Here is a 19,917-nt window from a genome sequence, read left to right as displayed (position 1 = left end):
CAGCTTCGAACGAATCAGGAACCGATCAGCCGCGCAGCCAGGTAGCTTTCCACCTGATCGAGGGCGACGCGTTCCTGCGCCATGGAGTCACGCTCACGCACCGTCACAGCCTGATCTTCGAGAGTGTCGAAGTCGACCGTGATGCAGAACGGTGTGCCGATCTCGTCCTGGCGACGGTAACGACGCCCGATGGCACCGGCGTCGTCGAACTCGACGTTCCAGTTCTGACGCAACTGCGCCGCAAGATCTTTTGCCTTCGGCGTCAGATCCGCATTGCGCGAGAGCGGCAGCACTGCGGCCTTGACGGGAGCGAGTCGACGATCCAGTCGCAGCACCGTGCGCTTGTCGACGCCGCCCTTGGAGTTGGGTGCCTCGTCCTCGGTGTACGCGTCGACCAGGAAGGCCATCAGCGAACGCGTGAGACCTGCCGCCGGCTCGATGACGTACGGCGTGTACCGCTCGCCCGTCGTCTGGTCGTAGTAGTTCAGCTCGGTGCCCGAGTGCTTGGAGTGCGTCGAGAGATCGAAGTCGGTACGGTTCGCGATACCTTCGAGCTCGCCCCATTCGCTGCCCTGGAAGTGGAAGCGGTACTCGATGTCGGTCGTGCCCTTCGAGTAGTGCGAAAGCTTTTCCGGCGCATGCTCGTACAGCCGCAGGTTGTCCTTGTTGATGCCGAGGCCGGTGTACCAGTCCAGGCGGTAGTCGATCCAGTACTGATGCCACTGCTCGTCCTCGCCCGGCTTGACGAAGAATTCCATCTCCATCTGCTCGAACTCGCGGGTGCGGAAGATGAAGTTGCCCGGGGTGATCTCGTTACGGAAGCTCTTGCCGATCTGACCGATGCCGAACGGCGGCTTCTTACGCGAGGTGGTCAGCACGTTGGCGAAGTTCACGAAGATGCCCTGTGCGGTCTCGGGGCGCAGGTAGTGCATGCCCTCTTCGCTCTCGACAGGGCCGAGGTACGTCTTGAGCATCATGTTGAAGTCGCGCGGCTCGGTCCACTGGCCGACGGTGCCGCAATCGGGGCAACCGATGACATCCATCGAGACGTCGTCCGGGTTGTCGAGCTTCTTCTTCTCCGCGTACGCCTCCTGCAGGTGATCCTGACGGTGACGCTTGTGACAGTTGAGGCACTCGACGAGCGGGTCGTTGAAGACACCGACGTGACCGGATGCGACCCACACCTCGCGGGGCAGGATCACCGAGGAGTCGAGGCCGACGACGTCCTCGCGGCTGGTGACCATGTTGCGCCACCACTGACGCTTGATGTTCTCCTTGAGCTCGACACCCAATGGGCCGTAGTCCCATGCGGACTTGGTACCGCCGTAGATCTCACCGCACGGGTAGACCAGGCCTCGCCGCTTGGCGAGATTGACAACGGCTTCGATCTTGGACTTGGGTGCCACTCGATTGCTCTCCATCTGGGTAATAGATGCATGATTTTCGTGCGCTTTTCGCACCATCAGCCTATCTGGCGGCTGCCACGCACTTCCGTCCAAGGTTGACATGCATACTTGTGCATATCAAAATGAAAGTGATTTGCAATAATGTGGTGAGATGGCTATGCCCGGACATCATGATCTACCCCTCGAAGGAGCCTCGCTGTGAGCATTGCGGATACCGGCGATCTCCACAAAAGCCATGATCATTCCGACCTCGGACACACGCACGACCCGTTCGAAGCCGCACCCCCCGCGCCCGTGCCGCCCAAGGAAACTTTGGCGGCCGCCGGCGAAATTCTGCGGGCGCTGGCTGCACCCGTTCGCATCGCGATCGTGCTTCAGCTCCACGAGTCGGAGCGCTGCGTTCACGAACTCGTCGGCGCTCTCGGTGTCACTCAGCCACTCATCAGCCAGCATTTGCGCGTTCTCAAAGCAGCGGGCGTCGTCCGCGGCGAACGCAACGGACGAGAAGTTCTCTATCGACTCGTCGACGATCACCTCGCACACATCGTCGTCGACGCTGTCGCCCACGCCGAAGAAGGATGAGATTCCACCGCATGAACACCCCGGGCAGTACGACCTCGAAACGTGGACCGGCCACCGTCGGCGTTCGTTCCACGAAACAGCGCAGCGCCATCTCCGCCCTGCTCGACGACATCGACGAATTCAAGTCGGCACAGGAACTGCACGACGAACTGCGCAAGCGCGGTGAAGGGATCGGCCTGACCACCGTCTACCGCACGCTGCAGGCACTGTCCGACGCCGGAACCATCGACGTCCTGCGCACCGACACAGGTGAGTCCGTCTACCGACGCTGCTCCTCCGGACACCACCATCACCTGGTGTGCCGCAACTGCGGATTCACCGTCGAGGTCGAGGGCCCGACGGTCGAGCAGTGGTCACAGACCATCGCCGAGGACAACGGATTCACCGAAGTGAGTCACACCGTCGAGATCTTCGGCACCTGCCGCGACTGCGCCGCCAGCTGACAGCTGACAGCGTCAGGGAATCAAACCCTGACGCGCGGTATCGGCGCCGGTCAGCGCGAGTAGCAACATCGTGGTCAGTGCCTCGTCGTCCAGTCCGGCCGCCGGGAACGTGTATCGCAGGATCACGTCCGCCAGACTGCCGTGGCCGAATACCGCGATCGAACCGAATTGGATGGTCCGGTTCCGCTCGGCCACCTTGCGATGCAGTGCCGCGCTGACCGGTCGGTCCCACGCGAGGACACACGTCATGGACAGCACGTCCAGCCCCTCGGACAAATTCATCGCCTGGATCGAGCACAGCGCGCCGGAGTACTGGAAACCAAGCGAGCCGTCCGCAGCCACATCGACCGTCACGAAATGCGCCAGCGAGGCGGCCGCGCGTTCTTGTAGGCGGGCTGCTTCGTCGGTGGTGTCGGTCATGTTCTCCCCTGTCATTTGACGCCACCGAATCTACGGTCGCGTGAGGCGTATTCGACGCAGGCGGCCCAGAGATCGCGGCGGTCGAAATCGGGAAACAGCTTCTCCTGGTACACCATTTCGGCGTAGGCGGATTGCCAGATCAAGAAATTGGACGTCCGCTGTTCCCCCGACGGACGCAGGAAGAGATCGACGTCGGGCATGTCGGGTTCGTCGAGGTACTTGGCAACCGTCGCCTCGGTGATCTTGTCCGGATTGATCTCACCGGCCGCGACACGCTTCGCGATTTCCTTTACCGCATCGGCAATTTCGGCCCGCCCGCCGTAATTCACACACATGGTCAAGTTCATGACTGTGTTGTTCTTGGTCAGTTCTTCGGCGATCTCGAGTTCCTTGATCACACTGGCCCACAGGCGCGGCTTACGACCGGCCCAGCGAACACGCACACCCATTTCGTTCATCTCGTCGCGTCGGCGGCGGATGACGTCACGGTTGAAGCCCATCAGGAATCGAACCTCGTCGGGACTGCGCTTCCAGTTCTCGGTGGAGAATGCGTAGGCGGAGAGCCACTCGACACCCATCTCGATGCACCCGCACACGGTATCCATCAGGACAGCTTCACCGCGTTCGTGCCCGGCGGTTCGCGGCAGACCGCGCTCCTGCGCCCACCGTCCGTTGCCGTCCATCACCAACGCGACGTGGCGCGGGATGAGTTCGGTTTGCAGGATCGGCGGGGTCGCCCCGGACGGATGTGGGTCCGGTGGCCGGATCACCCGTTCAGCAGCAGGATCAAGCGGAGTTCGCGGTTCGCGTCGTCGAATCACGGGTTCCATCCTGCCTCACGGACAAGTCGACCTCGACGGCTGCATGCGGCCTCGAACGCTCGATCAGCGGCAACGTCCGCAATTGACGCTCGAGATGCCACTGCAGGTGTGCCGCGACCAGTCCGCTGGCTTGCGTCCGCAGCGTCGCGGGCGCCGAATCGGTGCCCTCCCACTCCCCTCGGAGCAGGGCTTCCATCAAGTCGAGCACTCCGGGCGACGGCGTCGCAGCACCCGCCGGGCGGCAGTAGGTACAGACGGCTCCGCCTGCGGCGACATGAAATGCACGGTGCGGTCCCGGAGCGCTGCAGCGGGCGCACTCTTCGAGGGCAGGCGCCCAACCCGCATAGCCCATGGCTCGCAACAAGAACGCGTCGAGCACGAACTCGACCGGCCGCGCTTGCTCGGCGATCGCACGCAGTGCTCCCACCGTCAATCGCTGGAGCTGCGGGGCCGGCGCGCGTTCCTCGCCGGCCAACCGCTCGGCAGTCTCGAGTACGGCGCAGGCCGTGGTGTACCGGCTGTAGTCGTCGACGATGTCAGTGGCGAAGGCATCGACCGTCTGCACCTGAGTGATGATGTCGAGATTCTTGCCCGGAAGTAGTTGCACGTCGATGTGAGCAAACGGTTCGAGTCTGGCACCGAATTTGGAGGTGGTCCGGCGGACACCTTTGGCCACGGCACGTACCAACCCGAACTGACGGGTGAGCAACGTGACGATGTGGTCGGCTTCGCCCAGTTTGTGCAGGCGCAGCACCACCGCCGTGTCTCGATACAACCTCACTCGACCAGTGTCCCACGTTGTACCGACGACCGATCCCGATGCCGCGCCCGATGACAAGTCGGAAATACGGCGGGTCCGTCCGGATAGACTGGCCCGATGCCGAGCGACGCAATTGCGCAACCTGTCACTGCAGAGTTGACCGGTCGCGAAGCGCGGTGGGAGCGACACAACTCCGAGCGTCAGAAACGGATACTCACCTCGGCTGTCGAACTGATCGAAGAGCGCGCGGCAGGTGCCGAGGTGTCCGTCCAGCAGATCGCCGACCGTGCCGGCCTCGCCAAGTCGGTGGTGTACCGACAATTCAGCGGCCGAGACGACCTCGATCGACGAGTCCGAGCGTTTGTGCTCGGCCAATTTGCGGCGGCCCTGGATGCGTCGATGAGCATTTCGGTAGGCACTCTCGACCAGATCCTGACCCGAACCATCAGCGCCGTCGCCGAGTGGATCACCGAGCATCCGCGGATTCACGAGTTCATGGGTACCGGCCCCACCGACTACGACGACGAGAGCATCGACGCGATCAGCAGCTTGAAGGCGACAATCGCCGACTCGGCCCGCACCACTATCACCGAAGTCGGTCGATCCGTGGGGATCGACTCCTCACCCTTCGATTCACTACCGTTCGCAGTGGTGACAATGGTCGAGGGCACGCTCACCCACTGGGTCCGAAGCACCGATCCGAAACCGAGCCGCGAAGAGATCGTCGCCGACCTCGCGAAATACACCTGGTACATGTTCGACGGCGTTGCCCGCTCGAGCGGGCTACAGATCGATCCCCATGTCGAATTGTCCACGCTCATAGCCGAGCTGGTGTCCTCCGACGGAGGAACTTCGCGGCCGGACTAGATCCGGGTCTTGTCGGAACGCTTCGGCTCGCCGCGGTAGCGGGCGTAGTCGCCGTCGATGCGCAGCTTTCGCCACGCACGCTTCGACACCGGATTCATCAATCCGAGTTCGTCTGCCAGGGCTCGCATTTCACCGAAGTAGTTACCCAGGATGCGGCGTGAATGTGGGCTCCCCCAGAAGGCGCTCTTCATCACCTCGTCCGGGATTCCGAATTCTTCGGCGAATTCCTTTGGCGGTGACATTATTTCGCCCGCAAGCCAACGCATCGTGCCGGGGAAGGCGACCGATGTGATGGCTCGACTCGTACGACTGAGTCTGGGGACGTGATTGCGCAGGAACTCGTGAGCAAACGAGATGTGTCTCGCTTCTTCGGCGATGTGAATCTCCATGGTGCGGAGCATCGCCGGCGGCGTGTCCTTACCCTCGCGGATGAGATCCTTCTGGAAGTGGTCGATCGGTTCTTCACCAGCCAGAATGCCGATGAAGAAGATGACCGGGAACTTTGCTCCCAGCACTCCGATGATCGGCGACAGCCGCCGGAACATCGGACGCATACCCGGCACGTCGATGTCCATACGATTGACGAGCTCTTGGAACATCTGGATGTGATTGCACTCTTCGGTCATCTCGTGCAGGCAGTACCGGAACTCAGGCGACTGGTTGGGTAGCGCCATGATGTATTGCAGCATTCCCCGGATCAAGATGCTCTCGAATGCCGAACCCACCTTGGTCACATTCGCCTGACGCCACATTCCCATGGCGATTCGACGCTCCAACGACTGATCCTGGTACCACTGCGTCGCTCCGAGCGGATCCGACACGGATGAGAGCACCCACCTCGGATCATGCGGATCGATCGCGAACTCTGGTGAATCCCAGTCGATGTCGAGATAGGGATCGAAACTGCGGGCAACTGAGCCCTCGGACAAAGTCTGCAGTACCTGGCGGTACGGCTTTTCGACTTCGATCGACGCTGACCGAGCCATCGGTGTCTCCTCACGGCCAGTCCGTCGATTGCAGTCGACGGACTTGAATGAGGTCAAACATAATGGGACACCGCGTCCCACGCAACCCCTTCGGGGGCCTGATTTCAGGCCCGCCGCACCGGGATGATCTCGCGAACCTTCTCGTCTCGGAGATACAGACCCGCCCACATGACGATTCCGGTGTAGACGGCAAACAATGTCGTGCTCAGCAGAGGCTGTTCCGCTCGAAGGTTGGTCAACACGGCTCCGCCCAGGTAACCGGTGAGCAGAATCGCGCCGAGTATCGACGTTCGCGGAATCACGTACAGCGCAAGGCAGATCAGTTGCACCACCCCGGCCGTCAATGCCAGCGAGTCCGGCAACCCAAGTTCGGCGGAGGCATCCTTGACGGTCTGAAGGTTGAGAATGTGGATGATGCCGTCGAAGAGCATGAAAACGACGAACAGCCCACTCAGGACAAATCCGACCTTGCGAGCCGTGGCCGAAGGTGTCGTCGTCGTGGCGTTACCGGAAACAGTTTCGTTGTGGACGGGCTGGGTGGTCATCGGAATCTCCTGGGGCGAAGGCGAGCGGCCGGTTGCCACTTCGCTTGCAATTACGACTCCCGAGCGATCGAAAACTCATCGCGCCGGCCGTTACTACACACCCGGCGTTCGGGACGATTCACCTCACGTGGTCTGATGGACAGTGACACGGGGTGCCGAAGAAGTCGGCTGAGATCAGACCCGATGAACCTGACCAGTTAGCACTGGCGGAGGGATGTCGACATGACCGAACAGCAATTTCAGCGCGCATTGAACCTCGACGAGCAGATCGTTCTGATCACCGGTGGCGCCCGCGGGCTCGGCGCCGCACTGAGCCGAGCATTCTCCCGCTCGGGCGCCCGCGTAATCGTGAACTACAACAAGAGCCGCGATGCCGCCGAGGCCCTGGTCGCCGAACTGGGTGAGGATCGCACCTTCGCAGTCCAGGCGGACGTGACGGACCGCAGTTCCGTCGACCAGTTGTTCTCCGCTGCACGCGAGAGATTCGACGCACCGATCTCGACCGTGGTCGACAATGCACTGGTCGACTTCTCGTTCAACGGCGATGCCCGGCCGAACGCGGACACGATCACCTGGGCCGACTTCGACTCTCAACTACGCGGAGCTGTTGCCGGAACACTCAATACCACCCAGGCAGCGCTACCAGGCATGCGCGAATTCGGCTTCGGCCGAATCATCACTGTCGGAACCAATCTGGTCCAGAATCCGGTAGTTCCTTACCACGACTACACCGCTGCCAAGGCCGCACTGTTGGCACTGACACGGACGCTGTCTGCCGACCTCGGTCCGGACGGGATCACAGTCAACATGGTCTCCGGCGGCTTGCTCCGCACCACCGATGCGAGTGCCGCGACACCGGAAGCCGTGTTCGACATGATCGCGGCAAGCACTCCCCTGCGCCGAGTCACGACGCCGGACGAATTTGCCGACGCTGCACTCTTTTTCGCCTCCCCATGGTCGCGGGCCGTGACCGGCCAGAATCTGGTTGTCGACGGCGGACTCGTCAAGAACTGATGGGCGCACAGCTACGGATAGGTGCTTTCCTGCTCGGTTGCGGGCATCACAGTGCGGCGTGGCGACACCGCGACTCACCGGTCGAAAGTCTCGGCGACATCACGTATTACGAGTCGCTCGCCCAGATCGCCGAACGCGGCAAGCTGGACGCCGTTTTCTTCGCTGACGGTCACAGTGTTCGAGAACCCGAGTCTGGTGCGTCGTGGTTTCTCGAACCGATCACCGCGTTGACAGCCATGGCACGAGCGACGGCGAACGTCGGCCTGGTCACCACCATCTCCACGACCTTTTACACGCCATTCCACGCGGCACGACTTTTGGCATCGCTCGACCACATCAGCGGCGGACGGGCCGGATGGAACGTCGTGACCTCGATGTTCGACCAGGAGGCGCGCAACCACGGACTCGAGGCGATGCCCGATCACGCATCCCGATATGAACGAGCCGACGAATTTGTCGAAGTGGCCCTCGCATTGTGGGATTCGTGGTCGGAAGACGCGCTGATCCTCGACCGGGCGGGACGTTTTGCCGCCGCAGGCAAGATTTCTCGCATCGATCACGACGGCAAGCATTTTCGTGTCGACGGCCCGTTGACGGTTCCTCGATCCCCGCAGGGCAGACCGGTTTTGTTTCAGGCCGGGGCGTCCGAGCAGGGTCGCGATCTGGCTGCGCAGCGCGCCGAGGCGATCTATTCAGTTGCCTACGACCTACCCAGCGCGCAGAGCTACTACGCGGACGTGAAGTCGAGAATCGAGCGTGCCGGCCGGGATTCGAACTCGGTCGCCGTCATGCCGGGGCTGGTCACCTACGTCGGAAGTAGTGTCGCCGAGGCGCGGGCCAAGAAGGCCGAACTTGATCGCCTGCTGCCCACCGAACAGTCGATACGCCAACTCTCGTTGTTCACCGGACAGGATTGCGAGGACTGGGATCTCGACGGGCCCGTGCCCCCGTTGCCTCCACTCGAAGCATTCAGCGGGCCGCAAGGACGCTACGCAACTATTCTGCGGATCGTCGAGAAGGACGCACCGACTGTGCGGGAACTCCTCGGAACGCTCGCTGCGGGTGGTGGCCACGCAACGATGATCGGCACACCGGAGTCGATTGCCGACGAGATGGAATCCTGGTTGAACGGCCGCGGTGCCGACGGTTTCAATCTGATGCCGCCGACCTATCCGCAGGGCCTGGAAGATTTTGTCGATCACGTGATTCCAGTGCTGCAGGCGCGTGGGTTGTTCCGACGCGAATACGAGGGAGCGACTCTGAGAGAAAACCTCACCTAGTCCGGCAGTAGCGGCACCGACAGGTCCGGATCGCGTCCCAGGAGCACTCCCCTCGTGAGAGCCGCCGAGCCGAACTTCTTCCGGACGCTGTCCATCGCCGAGTCGAGGGCGGCAGTGTCCGGACCCGCGAATCCTGGACCGTCGAAGGGCAATTCGAGTTGTTCGGCGCCGTCCCGATCCAGGTTGGAGACAGCGACACCGATCAACGTGATGCCCTTGTCCGCGATCATCGGTATCGCTTCGTCCAGCAGCACCATCGAGGCGTTCAGCAATTCCGCTGTGTCGGCGGTGGACCGGCGCAGCGTGTGAGATCGAGTTGCCCGCGTGAAATCCGCGAAGCGAAGCCGGAGCGTGACCGTGCGCCCCGTCCGCTGCGCCGAACGCATGCGTCGACTGACACGATCGACAAGGGACATCAACGACGCATCGAGTTCTGCGCGGGAATGGGATCCTCGACCAAGCGCGTGCTGAGCACCCATCGAACTGCGGCCACGATAGGCGCGGACGGGGCGCGGATCTCGATTGTGCGAGAGCGCGTAGAGATGGCGACCGGCGCCGCCCCCGAGAATCGAGACGATCGAGGATTCGTCGTGCCGAGCGATGTCACCCACCGTCACGATGTCGAAGTTTCGCAACTTCTGGGCCGTGATCTTGCCGACGCCCCACAGCTTCTCGACCGGCAACGGATGCAGGAATTCGGTCTCGCCCTCCGGCGGCACTCGCAGCAATCCGTCGGGTTTCGCGAATGCACTCGCGACCTTGGCCAGAAACTTGGTGCGTGCGATCCCGACCGTGATCGGTAGTCCGACCTGCTCAGCCACATCGCGTCTGAGGTTGGCCCCGATCTGCAGCGGGTTTCCCACGATTTTGGCGAGCCCGCCGACCTCGAGAAAGGCCTCGTCTATGGAGATTCCTTCGACCAGCGGCGACGTGTCGTGAAAGACGTCGAACACGTCTTTGCTCGCCTGCGAGTACGCCGACATTCGCGGGGGAACGACGATCGCCTGGGGACACAGTGATCGAGCCTGACCACCACTCATCGCAGTTCGAACGCCGAATGCCTTGGCCTCGTAGCTTGCCGCCAGGACCACTCCACCACCGACGATGACCGGCCTGCCCGCCAGAGTCGGGTCGTCACGTTGCTCGACCGATGCGTAGAACGAATCGAGGTCCGCATGGAGGATCGTTGCGTCACCCGTAGGTCGACTACCCCCAGAATGATTACCGCCAGAACGAGCACCGCCAGGGTGATTACCTGGCGTTTCTCGATCCAGCGGTTCATGCGACACGAACATATGTTCCCATGCGCCACCGACACAACGAAAGGCCGCAAATAGATTCCATGGAATTAATCACGAATCGGGCGTACGGTGAAAGAATGATTCCACGGAATGCATATCGGTTCGGGGTCTGCTCATGACGGGGTCGGACCTGAGCGGTCACTTCAACAACCTCGTCCGCTTCGAAACCGAACTGTGGACGGCCGTCGACCAGCGACTCCGAATCGAGCACGACCTGCCACTGAGTCGATTCGAGCCGATGCAGATCATCGACAGGCTAGGTTCCTGTCGGGTCTTCGACATTGCCGAAGCGCTCGCGATCACCGTCGGTGGCACGAGCAAATTAGTGGATCGGATCGAGTCCTCGGGGCACTGCCGTCGACAATCCAATCCCGCCGACAAACGATCCTCACTCATCGCGTTGACCCCCGACGGCATCGGCCTGTTGCAGCGGGCGAAGGCCACGTTCGACGACGAACTGGCACGCCGCCTCGGTTCCGTGCTGACGCCCGAGGCTCTCGATCGGTTCGGCGCCACACTGGCCACGCTGCGCGAAGCCAACCGCCGACTGACACTCATCACCAAGGAGAAAGCATGACCGACACAATGCGCGCAATCGTGCTCGACGCCCCCGGCCCGCCAGAAGCATTGACGATCAAGGAGATTCCCATACCGGCGCCTACCACCGGCCGGGTACTGGTCCGCGTGAAGGCCTTCGGCCTCAATCGATCCGAACTGCACACCAGGCTCGGCCTCGCCGAAGGCGTGACGTTCCCGAGGGTGCTGGGCATCGAGGCCGTCGGCGAAGTGGTGAACTGCCCCGGCGGGGAGTTGACCGAAGGGCAGCAGGTCGCCGCCATGATGGGCGGGATGGGTCGGGTCTTCGACGGCGGATATGCCGAGTACACGTGCGTTCCCGTCAGCCAGGTCGTTCCCTTCTCCAGCAACCTGGACTGGTCGACAGTGGGAGCTGTTCCCGAGATGCTGCAGACGTCGTACGGCTCTCTGACGGTGGGACTGGATGCGAAATCCGGTCAATCCCTACTGATTCGAGGCGGAACCTCCTCGGTCGGCATGGCAACCGCAGTCCTGGCGAAGCAGTGGGGGCTCACGGTCCTTGCGACCACCCGCGATGCGAGCAAGACGTCATCGTTGACCGCGATCGGGGTCGACCACGTTGTCCTCGACGACGGTGCCGTGGCAGGCCAGGTGCGAGACATTTTCCCGGACGGTGTTGATCTGGCTCTCGAATTAGTCGGAACACCAACACTTCCCGACACGTTGCGCGCCACTCGCGTTCACGGGACCGTGTGTTTCACGGGCATGTTGTCCAACGAGTGGACAGTCAAGGACTTCTATCCGATCGACTACATTCCACGCGGAGTGCGATTGACCTCGTACGGCGGGGACGCGTCCGACCTGCCTGCCGACGTACTGCAAGACTTCCTCTCCGCTGTCGCGTCAGGCGAGGCGGTGGTACCGATCGACGAGGTGTTCGCGTTCGAGGACATCGCGCAAGCACATGCCAAGATGGAAGCCGGTACGGCTCGTGGCAAATTGGTGGTGATGATCTGACCTGGTTTCTCACACCTGGTTTCTCACACCACGAATCGATAACCCATCCCCGCCTCGGTGATCAGATGCTTGGGGCTGGCCGGGTCGTCCTCGAGCTTGCGACGAAGTTGAGCCAGGTAGACACGCAGATAGTGAGTCTCGGTGTCGTAGGCCGGTCCCCACACCTCCCGAAGCAATTCCTTCTGCCCGACCAGCTTTCCGCGGTTGCGCACAAGCATCTCGAGCATGCCCCACTCGGTCGGAGTCAGGTGCACCTGTTCACCGCGCCGACTCACCGTTTTGGCAGCCAAGTCCACCGTGAACGACGCGGTCTCGACCGACGGTTCCGAGGTATCGGCCGCCGAGGTTCCACGCCTCGCCGCTGCGCGCACGCGGGCCAGAAACTCGTCCATCCCGAAGGGCTTGGTGACGTAATCGTCGGCACCGGCATCGAGGGCCTCGACTTTGTCCGCGGAGTCGGTGCGCGCCGACAGCACGATGACCGGCGCCGTGCACCAGCCACGCAGGCCTGCAAGTACTTCGGTGCCGTCCATGTCCGGCAGTCCGAGATCGAGAATCACCACGTCCGGCGGCCGTTCCGCTGCAGCGCGCAGGGCCCCTGCTCCGGTGGACGCCGTCACCACGTCATATCCACGCACAGTGAGGTTGATGCGTAGTGCCCGCAAGATCTGCGGTTCGTCGTCGACAACCAGTATCCGGCTCATGACTCGCTTCCATTCGTTCCTGCACCGGCCAGTTCGACCATCATCGTCAACCCACCGCCCGGAGTGTCGGTGGCACTGACCGTTCCGCCCATCGCGTCGACAAATCCGCGCACCACGGACAGCCCGAGGCCCACTCCGCCGGTGTTGTCGCGATCTCCCATCCGCTGGAACGGCTCGAACATCGATTCGGCTTCACCACGGGGTACACCGGGGCCGGTATCTGCGACGGTGATGACGGTGCGGTCTCCGACGCGTGCTGCTCCCACTCGCACCGGTGTTGTGCCGCCGTACCGCAATGCGTTGTCGACGAGGTTGGCGATCACTCTCTCGAGCAAACCCTGATCGGCCTGCACGGCAACAGTACCCACGTCGACGATCACACTGTGGGACCGGGAGTCCGACCGGCCGCCGATGCCTAATCCAAGCAACGCCCGGTGAACAACTTCGTCGAGGTACACCGCCCGCAACGTCGGCTTGACCACTCCCGCAGCCAGTCTGGACGAATCAAGAAGGTTGCCGACCAGCGCGGTCAACTGATCCGCAGACTCCTCGATGGTGGCCAGTAGTTCTGCCGTGTCCTCAGGTGAGAACTCGATGTCGTCGCTGCGCAAGCTCGACACAGCAGCCTTCACGCCGGCAAGCGGTGTCCGAAGGTCATGGCTCACAGCCGAAAGCAATGCTCGGCGCAGTTGATCAGCCTCGGTCAATGCAGCCGCCTTGCTCGCTTCGACCGTGAGCTTGTCCTGACGGATCATGCCGACCGCCTGGTGCGCGACAACGGTCAACACCCGACGATCACGCGCACTCAACTCCGGCCCCGACAGCATCAGTGCGTATTCGCCGTCGTTTACCTCGCATACGGAATCCGCGTCAGCTTCACGTGCCGGCGGTTCTGCACCCACGGCCGCGACTACGCCATCCTCATGATGCACCACCGAAACCCCACGTTGACGGTAGATTTCGCGAGCTTTCTCGAGCAGCGTGGACAGGTCAGCACCGCGGAGAACCGACCCCGCAAACAGTGTCAGAAGTTCCGCTTCCTCCGAAGCACGCTTCGCTTCCCGAGCCTTTTTGGCGGCAGCGTCCACCAGAACGGCCACTGCCACAGCCACTATCAGCAGCACCACCGTCGTGATGAAGTTGTCGGGTTCGGCGATCGTGAAGCTGTATCTGGGGTCGGTGAAGAAGTAATTGAGCAGCAGTCCCGATAACAGAGCAGACAGCATTGCCGGCCCGACACCACCGAGCAGCGCGACCAGAACCACCACCACGAAGAACAACGCATTTTCGCCCTGCACGCCGGAGATCCGGTCGATCAGACCCATGAGTCCGGCTGCAGCCGTCGGAACCACCACTGCCGCAATCCACGACAGCAAGCGGTACTCGGATCGGCCGAACAACGAGATCCGCCGACGGACGGTCGTTTCCTCATGGGTGACCATGTGAACGTCGATGCCGCCGGACTGCTGAACCACCGCGGCGCCGATCCCCTCGTCGAGGATGCGCGCCAGCCGAGAACGTCGAGACGTTCCCAGAACCAACTGTGTGGCGTTCTCCTCGCGGGCGAATTCGAGAAGCGTCGACGGTACGTCGTCACCGACAACGGTGTGAAGCGTGGCGCCGACCCCGACGGCCAACGCGCGCACCTTGCCCATTTCCGGGGCCGAGACGCCGGTGAGTCCGTCACCGCGTACGACGTGGACCACCATCAGTTCGGCACTCGATTTCGACGCGATACGGGATGCGCGTCGTACCAGCGTTTCCGACTCCGGTCCCCCGGTCACGGCAACGACGACACGCTCGCGCGCCTCCCAGGTATCGGTGATCTTGTTCTCGGCCCGGTACTTCGCCAGGGCGGCGTCCACCTGATCGGCCACCCACAGCAGAGCCAGTTCGCGTAGCGCCGTGAGGTTTCCGCGTCTGAAGTAGTTACCCAATGCCGCATCGACACGCTCCGGCGAATACACGTTGCCGTGAGAAAGTCTGCGGCGCAGCGCCTCCGGAGTGATGTCGACCAGCTCGACCTGCGCCGCACTACGCACTATCGCGTCCGGAACCGTCTCCTGCTGAACCACGCCGGTGATGTGCGCGACAACGTCGTTGAGGCTTTCGAGGTGTTGCACGTTGACCGTGGACAGGACGTCGATCCCGGCTTCGAGCAGTTCCTGCACGTCCTGCCAGCGCTTGTGATTCTTACTCCCCGGCGTGTTGGTGTGTGCCAACTCGTCCACGAGGACGAGGGCCGGCCGCCGAGCCAACACGGCCTCGACGTCCAGTTCCGGCATCCGTGTTCCGCGATAGTCCACCAGCTTCGGCGGAATGATCTCGAGGTCACCGATCTGCGCCGCCGTGCGGGCGCGGCCGTGTGTCTCCACAACGGCCGCGACCACGTCACAGCCACGATCTCGACGTCGATGAGCCTCACCGAGCATCGCGAAGGTCTTTCCGACGCCGGGGGCAGCGCCGAGGTAGATACGCAATTCACCACGTTTGCGTGCCCTACCGAAAGATTGACCGACCTTCTCCGAAGAACTCACGTGACAATCATCCACCAGTCGTCGGCGCAGCACACGTAGGTGCCGTCAATCCGAGTGCCAGGTTCAATTCCAGGACGTTGACTCGCTCGGCTCCGAGAAATCCGAGTTGCCGACCGTCGGTGTGCTCAGCCACCAAGTCCCGCACCTGGTCTTCCGAGATGCCGTTGTTCGCCGCCACCCTCGCGACCTGCAGCTCGGCGTACGCCGGACTGATGTGGGGATCGATACCCGAGCCCGAACCGGTGACTGCGTCGACGGGAACCGATGCCGGGTCGACGCCCTCACGTGCCGCGATGGCTGCCCGGCGCTCGATGATGAATCCGGCCAGAATCTCGCTGCTCGGCCCCTGGTTGGACGGCAGTGCCGCAGCGGGATCACCGGTGGCAAAAGGATCCTCGTCCGAAACGGATCCGACAACGCGGTTGTGGAAGAACGGGTCCTGCTGCCCTTCGGCAACCTGCGGATCAACACCCACCCAGGCACTGCCGACCACGCAACCGGCGGCATCAGTGACCGGTGAGCCTTCGGCAGATCCGGAGCTGATCCGGCTGACCCCCCACACCGCGGCGGGATAGATCACACCGAGAACGACCGTGAGTGCAAGTAATACGAGCAAACCCGCCCATACCTGTTTGGCAAAACCGATAGTGAAACGCATGTCAGGTCACCCAATTCCAGGAATCAAACGCACGACGAGATCGATCAACCAGATACCGACGAACGGTGTGATCACACCGCCGAGACCGTAGACGAGCAGGTTACGTCCGAGCAACTGCGATGCTGTCGACGGTCGGTATCGAACACCCTTGAGCGCCAACGGAATCAACCCGATGATCACCAAGGCGTTGAAGATCACGGCTGAGACGATCGCCGATTCGGGGGTGGCGAGCCGCATGATGTTCAACGCGTCCAGCGGCGGGTAGATGCCGCTGAACAATGCCGGCAGGATTGCGAAGTATTTCGCCAGGTCGTTCGCCAACGAGAATGTGGTCAAGGCGCCGCGGGTGATCAGCAATTGCTTGCCGATTTCCACTACCTCGATCAACTTGGTGGGATCGGAATCGAGATCGACCATGTTCCCGGCCTCTTTGGCTGCCGAGGTTCCCGTGTTCATCGCGACCCCGACATCCGCCTGGGCAAGGGCGGGCGCATCATTGGTCCCGTCACCGGTCATCGCGACGAGACGTCCGCCTTCCTGCTCCTTCCGGATCAGGGCCAGTTTGTCTTCCGGGGTGGCCTCCGCCATGAAGTCGTCGACGCCCGCCTCATCGGCAATCGCCTTCGCAGTCAACGGATTGTCGCCGGTGATCATGATCGTGCGAATACCCATCGCCCGGAGTTCGGCGAACCTGTCAGCCATTCCCGGCTTGACGACGTCGGACAACGCGATCACGCCGAGGATCGAGGTGCTCTCACCGTGCTTGACGGCAACTACCAGTGGTGTTCCGCCGGCTTGGGCGATGTCGTTCACGGTATCGGTCACCGCGGTCTCTGCATGTCCACCGCCACTGACGACCCAGTGCATCACCGCATCTGCTGCACCCTTTCGGATTTGGCGTCCGGAGTGGTCGAGTCCGCTCATCCGCGTTTGTGCCGTGAAGGGAACGAACTCGGCGCGTTCCTCGTCGAGCGTCGGTTCGGCCGCGAGAGAGAACTCTGCTGCGCACAACTCGACGATGCTCCGTCCCTCGGGAGTTCCGTCAGCCAGGCTCGACAAGCGCGCTGCCGCAGCAAGATCGTCGGCGGATACGCCGGGTGCCGGGTGGAGCGCGGTCGCCCGGCGGTTGCCGAAGGTGATGGTTCCGGTCTTGTCCATCAACAGGGTGTCGATGTCGCCCGCAGCTTCCACGGCACGCCCCGACATCGCGAGAACGTTGCGCTGGACGAGGCGATCCATGCCCGCGATACCGATTGCCGAGAGCAGCGCTCCGATGGTCGTCGGGATCAGGCAGACGAGGAGTGCGATCAGCTTGATCGGATCCTGCTCGTGCCCCGCGTACAAGCCCATCGGGCCGATGGCTACGACGGCGAGGAGGAAGATGACCGTCAACGACGCGAGCAGGATGTTGAGCGCAATCTCGTTGGGTGTCTTCTGACGCGAGGCGCCTTCGACGAGCGCGATCATCCGGTCCACGAACGAACTGCCCGGTGCTGCGGTGATTTCCACGACGATCCGGTCGGAGAGAACCGTCGTACCACCGGTGACGGCGCAGCGGTCGCCACCGGATTCACGGACTACCGGGGCGGATTCACCGGTGATCGCCGATTCATCCACGGAGGCAATACCTTCGACCACGTCGCCGTCGCCGGGGATGACCTCGCCGGCAACCACGATCACCCGGTCGCCGACCACCAGTTCGGTGCCGGAAACCGATTCGATCGCGCCGCTCATCGTGATCCGATGTGCTGTGGTGTCCTGCTTGACCTTGCGCAGGCTGGCCGCCTGAGCCTTGCCTCGCCCTTCGGCCACGGATTCGGCGAGGTTCGCGAAGATCACCGTGAACCAGAGCCACAGGGTGATCACCCAGGAGAACACCGAGGGATCGGCGATCGCCATGACGGTGGTGATGACGGAACCGACGAACACCACGAACATGACCGGGTTACGCGCCAAGTGGCGTGGATCGAGTTTGCGTACGGCCCCCGGCAACGCGGTGATCATCTGCCGCGGGTTGAATACGCCTGCGTGTACTTGACGGGACTGCCCTGGATCAACCTTGTCGGCAGCGTCTTGCGCTACCACGGGTTTCTCACTGATACGCACGGTCATTGAAGAGCCTCCGCTAGCGGGCCCAGCGCGAGGGCCGGGAAGAATGTAAGTGCAGCAACAAGAACGACGGTTCCGGTCAACAGGCCGGTGAACATCGGACCGGATGTGGGGAGGGTGCCGGCCGTCGGCGCCACCTTCTTCTGAGAGGCCAGCGCACCGGCCAGAGCGAGAACGAAGATGATGGGCAGGAATCGGCCCAGAAGCATGCAGATTCCGAGAGACGACTGGAACCAGTCGCTGGTGACGGTCAGACCGCCGAACGCGCTGCCGTTGTTGTTCGAGGCGGAAGCGAAAGCGTAGAGCACCTCGCTGAACCCGTGGATCGATCCCGGCGTGCCCGGATCTCCCCCGTTGCCTTGATAACCGGTGGTCGAACCGAGGATCACGGTGATGGCGGTACCGATCAGGACCAGTGCGGGCATGACCAGGATCGACAGCGCTGCAAGGGTTATCTCGCGTCGACCCAACTTCTTGCCGAGGTATTCGGGCGTGCGACCGACCAACAGTCCGCCGACGAACACTGCGATCAGCGCCAGCACAAGAATCCCGTAGAGGCCGGTTCCGACTCCGCCCGGCGCGATTTCGCCGAGCAACATGTTGAGCAGGACCGCGCCGCCGCCGAGGGGCGACATGCTGTCGTGGGCCGAGTTCACCGCACCCGTCGACGTTCCCGTGGTCGCCACCGCGAACAATGCCGATCCGGGGATTCCGAAGCGAACTTCCTTGCCCTCCATCATCGAACCAGCTGCTGTGGCGGCAACACCGCGTGCGCCGGATTCGGCAGCGAGCGTCACCGCGAGCAGTCCGCTCCACAGGATTCCCATCACTGCGAGCAGGGTGAGGCCTTGCCTACGATCACCGACGAGAGTTCCGAATGTTCGTGTGAGGCAGACCGGAATCAACAGGATCGCCAGAATCTCGACGATATTGCTCAGCGGGGTGGGGTTCTCGAACGGGTGCGCCGAGTTGGCAGCCAAGATCCCGCCGCCGTTCGTGCCGAGTTCCTTGATCGCTTCCTGGGACGCGACGGGAGCTAGTGCATTGGTCACCGCATTGCCGTCGAGGCCGGTGGAGGCGAAACCGCTGTGGAACGACTGGATCACTCCCTGGCTCAACAGGATCAGGGCGATCACGAAGGAGAACGGGAGGAGGATGCGCAGAGAACCACGCGTCAGATCGACCCAGAAGTTGCCGATTTCGCCGCCCCGGGCAACCCGAATGAAGCCACGAACCAATGCGATGGCCACCGCCATCCCGACTGCGGCAGAGACGAAGTTCTGCACCGCCAGGCCGACGGGCTGAACGAAGTTGCTCATCGTCGTTTCCGGCGTGTACGACTGCCAGTTCGTGTTCGCCACAAAAGAAATCGCGGTGTTGAAGGCAACGGCAGGGCTGACGCCGGACAGTCCGTCACTCAGCGGTAGTACACCCTGAATCCGTTGGAGAAAGTACAAGAACAATGCGCTCGCCAACGAGAATCCGAGAACGCTTGCGGCGTAGCCGTACCACGTCTGCTCGGCCCGCGAGTCGATCCGGCCGACGCGGTAGATCACACTCTCGACCCGCAGATCTCGCGTCGACGTGTAAACGCGTGCCATGTAGTCGCCCACCGGAACGTAGGCAATTGCCAGAACGGCGAGGACAAAAGCGATCTGCAGGCCGGCAGCAAGAGCGGGCGACATCAGAACCTCTCAGGATCTACGAGTGCAACGAGCAGATAAATGACCAATGCCGCGGCGACGGCGATCAGAACCACGCTGACCACACCGGCAACCGTCATTTGGGAGCGCTCGCCTGTAGGGCGCGCAGCACCAGCGCGCACACGAGAAAACCACCGAGAATCAGAGCAACGTAGGCCAGATCGGCCATGAGCTTCCCTCTTCGAAATCTTTTGCCGTGCTGCTGTGCATCGCAGCCATGACGCTCG

The 19,917-nt window shown here is 62.5% G+C and carries 20 protein-coding genes and 1 riboswitch; of the genes, 7 read left to right on the top strand and 13 right to left on the bottom strand.

The features are described from left to right. Positions 1-14: 14 nt before the first annotated feature. A complete protein-coding gene (locus B0E55_RS16725; RefSeq protein WP_003944491.1) occupies positions 15-1,406 on the bottom strand; it encodes a glycine--tRNA ligase in 1,392 nt (463 codons plus the stop codon). A 198-nt stretch (positions 1,407-1,604) separates the two neighbouring features. On the opposite strand from B0E55_RS16725, the gene B0E55_RS16720 reads away from it, so the two are divergent. Next, on the top strand, positions 1,605-1,988 hold the full coding sequence (locus B0E55_RS16720) for an ArsR/SmtB family transcription factor (RefSeq protein ID WP_003944457.1): 384 nt from the start codon (positions 1,605-1,607) through the stop codon (positions 1,986-1,988). A gap of 11 nt (positions 1,989-1,999) precedes the next feature. Then, positions 2,000-2,431 carry a Fur family transcriptional regulator gene (locus B0E55_RS16715; protein WP_020908177.1) on the top strand — a complete coding sequence of 144 codons (432 nt, stop codon included), beginning with the start codon at positions 2,000-2,002 and terminating at the stop codon, positions 2,429-2,431. Between the two features lie 12 nt (positions 2,432-2,443). Here the strand turns inward: B0E55_RS16715 and B0E55_RS16710 are convergent, their stop codons facing one another. The 3 genes from B0E55_RS16710 to recO are packed head-to-tail and all read right to left on the bottom strand — an operon-like array spanning position 2,444 to position 4,453. Beyond that, positions 2,444-2,866: a YbjN domain-containing protein gene (locus B0E55_RS16710; protein ID WP_019749000.1), complete on the bottom strand. Its 423-nt coding sequence runs from the start codon at positions 2,864-2,866 to the stop codon at positions 2,444-2,446. Further along, entirely contained in the window at positions 2,863-3,681 is an 819-nt protein-coding gene (locus B0E55_RS16705; protein WP_019749001.1) for an isoprenyl transferase, read from the bottom strand. Before B0E55_RS16705 ends, B0E55_RS16710 begins: the two co-directional genes overlap by 4 nt. Continuing rightward, complete coding sequence (gene recO / locus B0E55_RS16700) at positions 3,638-4,453, bottom strand: DNA repair protein RecO (protein WP_019749002.1); 816 nt, start codon at positions 4,451-4,453, stop codon at positions 3,638-3,640. Before recO ends, B0E55_RS16705 begins: the two co-directional genes overlap by 44 nt. A 96-nt stretch (positions 4,454-4,549) precedes the next feature. Here recO and B0E55_RS16695 point away from each other — a divergent pair, with 96 nt between their 5' ends. After that, positions 4,550-5,299: a TetR/AcrR family transcriptional regulator gene (locus B0E55_RS16695; protein WP_007731095.1), complete on the top strand. Its 750-nt coding sequence runs from the start codon at positions 4,550-4,552 to the stop codon at positions 5,297-5,299. Here the strand turns inward: B0E55_RS16695 and B0E55_RS16690 are convergent. Then, positions 5,296-6,285 (bottom strand): AurF N-oxygenase family protein, encoded by a 990-nt coding sequence (locus tag B0E55_RS16690; protein ID WP_019749004.1) that lies wholly within the window; start codon positions 6,283-6,285, stop codon positions 5,296-5,298. The two genes, B0E55_RS16695 and B0E55_RS16690, sit on opposite strands and share 4 nt — an antisense overlap. 104 nt (positions 6,286-6,389) lie before the next feature. Beyond that, positions 6,390-6,830 carry a DoxX family protein gene (locus B0E55_RS16685; RefSeq protein ID WP_060939209.1) on the bottom strand — a complete coding sequence of 147 codons (441 nt, stop codon included), beginning with the start codon at positions 6,828-6,830 and terminating at the stop codon, positions 6,390-6,392. Between the two features lie 138 nt (positions 6,831-6,968). Beyond that, positions 6,969-7,062: riboswitch (TPP riboswitch) on the top strand. Positions 7,063-7,079: 17 nt separating this feature from the next. Between B0E55_RS16685 and B0E55_RS16680 the strand changes: the two genes are divergently transcribed. Further along, on the top strand, positions 7,080-7,844 hold the full coding sequence (locus B0E55_RS16680; RefSeq protein ID WP_419789806.1) for a 3-oxoacyl-ACP reductase: 765 nt from the start codon (positions 7,080-7,082) through the stop codon (positions 7,842-7,844). Next, a complete protein-coding gene (locus tag B0E55_RS16675) occupies positions 7,844-9,124 on the top strand; it encodes an LLM class flavin-dependent oxidoreductase (protein ID WP_080910069.1) in 1,281 nt (426 codons plus the stop codon). Before B0E55_RS16680 ends, B0E55_RS16675 begins: the two co-directional genes overlap by 1 nt. Here the strand turns inward: B0E55_RS16675 and dinB are convergent. Beyond that, positions 9,121-10,419, bottom strand: coding sequence for a DNA polymerase IV (gene dinB / locus B0E55_RS16670; RefSeq protein ID WP_080910068.1), 1,299 nt, complete (start codon positions 10,417-10,419; stop codon positions 9,121-9,123). The genes B0E55_RS16675 and dinB overlap by 4 nt on opposite strands. A gap of 121 nt (positions 10,420-10,540) precedes the next feature. Here dinB and B0E55_RS16665 point away from each other — a divergent pair, with 121 nt between their 5' ends. After that, entirely contained in the window at positions 10,541-11,002 is a 462-nt protein-coding gene (locus B0E55_RS16665) for a MarR family winged helix-turn-helix transcriptional regulator (RefSeq protein ID WP_080910067.1), read from the top strand. Beyond that, positions 10,999-11,979 carry a zinc-binding alcohol dehydrogenase family protein gene (locus B0E55_RS16660; protein WP_080910066.1) on the top strand — a complete coding sequence of 327 codons (981 nt, stop codon included), beginning with the start codon at positions 10,999-11,001 and terminating at the stop codon, positions 11,977-11,979. Before B0E55_RS16665 ends, B0E55_RS16660 begins: the two co-directional genes overlap by 4 nt. A 23-nt stretch (positions 11,980-12,002) precedes the next feature. Here B0E55_RS16660 and B0E55_RS16655 read toward each other — a convergent pair whose 3' ends face one another. Genes B0E55_RS16655 through kdpF form a run of 6 tightly spaced genes read right to left on the bottom strand, consistent with a single transcriptional unit; the run spans position 12,003 to position 19,770 of the window. Next, positions 12,003-12,683: a response regulator gene (locus B0E55_RS16655; protein ID WP_069146814.1), complete on the bottom strand. Its 681-nt coding sequence runs from the start codon at positions 12,681-12,683 to the stop codon at positions 12,003-12,005. Continuing rightward, positions 12,680-15,220, bottom strand: coding sequence for a sensor histidine kinase (locus B0E55_RS16650; RefSeq protein ID WP_020908184.1), 2,541 nt, complete (start codon positions 15,218-15,220; stop codon positions 12,680-12,682). Before B0E55_RS16650 ends, B0E55_RS16655 begins: the two co-directional genes overlap by 4 nt. 7 nt (positions 15,221-15,227) lie before the next feature. After that, positions 15,228-15,878 (bottom strand): potassium-transporting ATPase subunit C, encoded by a 651-nt coding sequence (locus B0E55_RS16645; protein ID WP_019749013.1) that lies wholly within the window; start codon positions 15,876-15,878, stop codon positions 15,228-15,230. Between the two features lie 6 nt (positions 15,879-15,884). Continuing rightward, the gene (gene kdpB / locus B0E55_RS16640; protein ID WP_080910065.1) at positions 15,885-17,990 is read right to left on the bottom strand and encodes a potassium-transporting ATPase subunit KdpB; all 2,106 of its coding nucleotides are present in this window, start codon (positions 17,988-17,990) and stop codon (positions 15,885-15,887) included. Further along, on the bottom strand, positions 17,987-19,672 hold the full coding sequence (gene kdpA / locus B0E55_RS16635; protein WP_020969964.1) for a potassium-transporting ATPase subunit KdpA: 1,686 nt from the start codon (positions 19,670-19,672) through the stop codon (positions 17,987-17,989). The genes kdpB and kdpA overlap by 4 nt, the downstream gene beginning before the upstream one ends. Beyond that, positions 19,672-19,770: a K(+)-transporting ATPase subunit F gene (gene kdpF / locus B0E55_RS16630; protein WP_007731078.1), complete on the bottom strand. Its 99-nt coding sequence runs from the start codon at positions 19,768-19,770 to the stop codon at positions 19,672-19,674. Before kdpF ends, kdpA begins: the two co-directional genes overlap by 1 nt. Positions 19,771-19,917 lie beyond the last annotated feature (147 nt).

It is taken from the genome of Rhodococcus sp. 66b, from assembly GCF_002076325.1.
Lineage (GTDB): Bacteria > Actinomycetota > Actinomycetes > Mycobacteriales > Mycobacteriaceae > Rhodococcus_F > Rhodococcus_F erythropolis.
Note: the sequence above shows the minus strand (reverse complement) of the source record. Positions and strands in the feature narration are given on the sequence as shown.

Coding starts and splice junctions, on each gene's coding strand:
- B0E55_RS16715 (WP_020908177.1), top strand. CDS start 2,000: ATGAACACCCCGGGCAGTACGACCTCGAAACGTGGACCGGCCACCGTC.
- B0E55_RS16710 (WP_019749000.1), bottom strand. CDS start 2,866: ATGACAGGGGAGAACATGACCGACACCACCGACGAAGCAGCCCGCCTA.
- B0E55_RS16705 (WP_019749001.1), bottom strand. CDS start 3,681: ATGGAACCCGTGATTCGACGACGCGAACCGCGAACTCCGCTTGATCCT.
- B0E55_RS16695 (WP_007731095.1), top strand. CDS start 4,550: ATGCCGAGCGACGCAATTGCGCAACCTGTCACTGCAGAGTTGACCGGT.
- B0E55_RS16690 (WP_019749004.1), bottom strand. CDS start 6,285: ATGGCTCGGTCAGCGTCGATCGAAGTCGAAAAGCCGTACCGCCAGGTA.
- B0E55_RS16685 (WP_060939209.1), bottom strand. CDS start 6,830: ATGACCACCCAGCCCGTCCACAACGAAACTGTTTCCGGTAACGCCACG.
- B0E55_RS16675 (WP_080910069.1), top strand. CDS start 7,844: ATGGGCGCACAGCTACGGATAGGTGCTTTCCTGCTCGGTTGCGGGCAT.
- dinB (WP_080910068.1), bottom strand. CDS start 10,419: ATGTTCGTGTCGCATGAACCGCTGGATCGAGAAACGCCAGGTAATCAC.
- B0E55_RS16665 (WP_080910067.1), top strand. CDS start 10,541: ATGACGGGGTCGGACCTGAGCGGTCACTTCAACAACCTCGTCCGCTTC.
- B0E55_RS16660 (WP_080910066.1), top strand. CDS start 10,999: ATGACCGACACAATGCGCGCAATCGTGCTCGACGCCCCCGGCCCGCCA.
- B0E55_RS16655 (WP_069146814.1), bottom strand. CDS start 12,683: ATGAGCCGGATACTGGTTGTCGACGACGAACCGCAGATCTTGCGGGCA.
- B0E55_RS16645 (WP_019749013.1), bottom strand. CDS start 15,878: ATGCGTTTCACTATCGGTTTTGCCAAACAGGTATGGGCGGGTTTGCTC.
- kdpB (WP_080910065.1), bottom strand. CDS start 17,990: ATGACCGTGCGTATCAGTGAGAAACCCGTGGTAGCGCAAGACGCTGCC.
- kdpA (WP_020969964.1), bottom strand. CDS start 19,672: ATGTCGCCCGCTCTTGCTGCCGGCCTGCAGATCGCTTTTGTCCTCGCC.
- kdpF (WP_007731078.1), bottom strand. CDS start 19,770: ATGACGGTTGCCGGTGTGGTCAGCGTGGTTCTGATCGCCGTCGCCGCG.